Origin of the sequence: Aquabacterium sp. UBA2148 (assembly GCF_002328915.1) — a bacterium.
GTDB lineage: Bacteria > Pseudomonadota > Gammaproteobacteria > Burkholderiales > Burkholderiaceae_C > Aquabacterium > Aquabacterium parvum.
This window is the reverse complement of the sequence record NZ_DCXA01000328.1, coordinates 9,515-12,337: the sequence shown is the minus strand read 5'-3', so window position 1 is coordinate 12,337 and position 2,823 is coordinate 9,515. Positions and strand designations below refer to the sequence as shown.

At 65.4% G+C, this 2,823-nt stretch carries 2 protein-coding genes and 1 pseudogene; all 3 read right to left on the bottom strand.

Going from position 1 to position 2,823, the window contains the following annotated elements:
- Positions 1-504 (bottom strand): annotated as a pseudogene (locus B2W70_RS18325) (hypothetical protein); the annotation flags it as partial.
- A complete protein-coding gene (scpB, locus tag B2W70_RS18320) occupies positions 501-1,157 on the bottom strand; it encodes an SMC-Scp complex subunit ScpB (RefSeq protein WP_286748015.1) in 657 nt (218 codons plus the stop codon). The pseudogene B2W70_RS18325 and the gene scpB, both read right to left, overlap by 4 nt.
- Before the next feature lie 339 nt (positions 1,158-1,496).
- Positions 1,497-2,606, bottom strand: a complete 1,110-nt coding sequence (locus tag B2W70_RS18315) for an RluA family pseudouridine synthase (protein WP_286748013.1) — start codon at positions 2,604-2,606, stop codon at positions 1,497-1,499.
- Positions 2,607-2,823: the final 217 nt, after the last annotated feature.

Sequence of the window (2,823 nt, the reverse complement as noted above, 5' to 3'; positions counted from 1 at the left end):
ACGGCGATCACCGCGACCCGAGCGGCTCTCGCGGTCTTCACGCCCCTCGGCGCCACCCTCGTCGGCACCCGAGGCGCCCACGGAAGCGTCGCTCACCACATCACCACGGGTCGAGACAACCGCAGAATCGGACATCCCCTCGGATGACAAAGTGTCGTGCCCCGAATCACCCGCTGGCGCCCCGGAAACCACGGCAACCTCCTCGACCGCCTTGCGGCGAGGGGCGCGTTTGCGCGCCGGAGCAGCCGGCTCCTGAGCCACCAATTGGTCGCTCGGAGCGGCTTCAGATGCTTCGGACACTTCCGCGTCCACCTTGCGACGCCGGGGCGCACGCTTGGGCGGCTCGGCATCACCGACAGGCACCGCTGCTGCGGCGACTTGCTCAGGGGTCGCCTCAGCGACCTCCGCAGCCTTGGTGCGGCGTGCACGTTTGGGTTTGACCGCCTCTTCGGGGGCGGGTGCGCTGTCTTGTGCGTCAGGCATGGGCAGGGAGTCGGTGGTCATGGGGAGGGGGAAAAGGGTTCGATGAGGTCAGGAGGCGCCATTTCGCTGGCGGCGGCCTCAGCAGAGGCAGTGTCGATGTCGGCGTCGGCGTCGGGCTCGGGATCCAGACCAGGCAACAGGGCCTGACTGACCGGCAGGCCGTCCAGCGTTGGCAACTGGGCCAGGGAGGACAGGCCCATGTCGTCCAGGAATTGACGGGTGGTCGCGAAAAGAGCGGGACGCCCTGGCGCATCACGGTGCCCGATGACCTCGACCCAGCCTCGGTCTTCGAGTTGCTTGACGATGTGCGAGCTCACCGTCACACCACGGATGTCTTCGATGTCGCCCCGGGTCACGGGTTGCTTGTAGGCAACGATGGCCAGCGTCTCGAGCGTGGCCCGCGAGTACTTCGGCGGTTTTTCGGGATTCAGGCGATCCAGGTGAGCCTGGACGTCCGGACGGGTTTGAAAACGCCAGCCGGTTCCCACCTCGACCAATTCAACCCCGCGCCCCGACCATTGCTCACGGATGCCCCCCAACATGGCCAGCACACCATCGGCGGAGACCGTGTCGTCGAAAAGCTGCCGCATCTCGCGCAGCGACATGGGCTGGTGCGAGCACAGGAGCGCGGCTTCAAGGATGCGGATCGCATCCGGCGTTTCAAGGATGTCCATCTTTGCGATGTGAACTGCCGACCGCATCGCGGCGGCCTCAGGGCAGCATTGGGCTGTGCCACAGCACGCTGGAGCAACCACTTGTTCAGCTTTGCGCAAAAGAGCGCAAAACGGGCAAGCCGATGGCAAAGCGCTGTTTGAGTTCGGCCGCTCAACGGCCTGCGATCAAATCAAAATCAGGGGGTGCCTGGTAGGCGAATGGCGGGCGACCCTCGCTGGCGCAACCTGCGCCTGCCGGGTTGGCCCGTCCGACACAGCAGGCAAATCAGCCATGTCATGACAGGAACCTGTCTTGGTCAGACCACTATACACCAGTTTGCGATCTAGCTTGCGAGCCCGTCATTTCACCGCGCCCTCAAGCTCAGCCCAGGCGGCAGCCATGTCTGCAGGCAATGGCGCTTCGAATTGCATGGCTTCACCGGTATGGGGGTGAGCGAAACCCAGGCGCGCAGCGTGCAAAGCCTGCCGGGCCAACCCAAGCAAAGGGGCACCGCCGTACAGCGTGTCGGCCACCAACGGGTGGCGGCGACTGCTCAGGTGCACCCGAATCTGGTGCGTGCGGCCGGTGTGCAGCGTGCACAACACACCGCTGACCCATCGCGCAGGGCGGTCGTCATCGTGCCGCCCAGCCAGCACAGGCTGAACCTGCCCACACAGGAGCCGCTGCACATCGGTTCGAGCTGGCTTGCCGGAAGGCACCACCGCCATGTGCACGCGGGTGACCGGGTCGCGACCGATCGACGAAGCAATGCTCACCGCTTCGGGCACCTGGCCGTGCGCCAGCGCCAGGTACTGGCGTTTGACATCACGCGCCGCGATGGCGCGGCTCAGTGCCGTCACGGACTCCAGGGTCTTGCCCACCACCATGAGGCCGCTGGTGTCCTTGTCCAGCCGGTGCACGATCCCCGCCCTAGGCAGGCTCGAAGCTTGTGCGTGGTGCGCCAGCAGGCCGTTCATCAGCGTGCCCGACCAGTTGCCCGCCGCTGGGTGAACCACCAGGCCGGCGGGCTTGTCGACCACCAGCAGGTGCTCGTCCTCGAAAACGATGGGCAAAGCCATGGACTCGGCAACGAAGGCCTGGCTCTGGGCCGTGGCCCTGAGAACGATGTCGACGACCTGCCCTTGCGCGACCTTGCGCGAAGCAGACGTGACCACTTGGCCCGCCACCTGCACCGCCCCTGCCTCGATCAGACCCTTGAGGTGGCTGCGGGAATAGGCGGGAATGCAACCGCTCAACCAGGCATCCAGGCGCTGCCCATGGGATTCGGCAGCCACCCGGAGTTGCCTGCTACCCGTCGGCTGCGGCTCATCGGCGAGTTGATTCTGCGGGGCCCCACCCTCCTCTGATTCCTCTTCGTCATCAAGGATGTCGTCACCCAGGTCAACACCCGGCTCGATCTGAGACGGGCCCCTGGGGGCAACGGAGGATGCGGAACGACGTCGAGACATGGAGAGCTTGGGCGACTAGCTTCTATACTGCGCACTCTGGCGCTGCAAGGCGGGATTGAAGGCGGCACAAACCGCCCCTGACACAACGTGAAACTGCTCAAGACCAACCCGAAGACCCCGATGACCGAATCCTCTCGAGGCTTGCTGGCCGCCTTCCTGGCGATGTGCATGAGCGTGATGTTGGTGGCCTGCGGCTCGACGCCTCAGGACGAATTCG